The sequence below is a fragment of the Hymenobacter glacialis genome (assembly GCF_001816165.1).
Lineage (GTDB): Bacteria > Bacteroidota > Bacteroidia > Cytophagales > Hymenobacteraceae > Hymenobacter > Hymenobacter glacialis.
In genome coordinates this window covers 1-431 of sequence record NZ_MDZC01000002.1, presented here as the reverse complement: position 1 = coordinate 431, position 431 = coordinate 1, and the positions used below count along the sequence as shown (strand labels likewise).

Annotated in this window: 1 protein-coding gene; it reads left to right on the top strand. The window is 52.4% G+C overall.

What is annotated here, in order from left to right:
• Positions 1–275 (top strand): hypothetical protein (locus BEN48_RS19315; RefSeq protein ID WP_206599797.1); only part of this gene is annotated, 275 nt, incomplete at its 5' end.
• Positions 276–431 lie beyond the last annotated feature (156 nt).

The following is a 431-nucleotide window of genomic DNA, read 5'->3' as shown; positions in this document are numbered from 1 at the left end:
GTATCGAAAGCCAGGAAGGCCGTAGCCAGGGCAATGCCCAGAAAAATCAGGAGTGTCATAAGAAAGAGAAGATGAAGAAAAAATATGGCGTCCGTTCGGCCGCCGGTTATATGGCGAAGCTGAATAAGACACGTCGAGTGAGATGCGTAAGCTCGTCATCCGTTAAGCTGCCTCCTGGCGCGGCTTCGGCCAATGGCGCTCGAAACCAACCTTACGAAAAGGGCCCCTGCCATGGCAGGGGCCCTTTTTGCGTAGGAGTAAATCCTGCAGCTTAGTCGTTCACCCGCACGGGTACGGGCTCGGGGCGGAACATGGCTTTTACGTTGTTAATTGTATCGAAAGCCAGGAAGGCCGTAGCCAGGGCAATGCCCAGAAAAATCAGGAGTGTCATAAGAAAGAGAAGATGAAGAAAAAATATGGCGTCCGTTCGG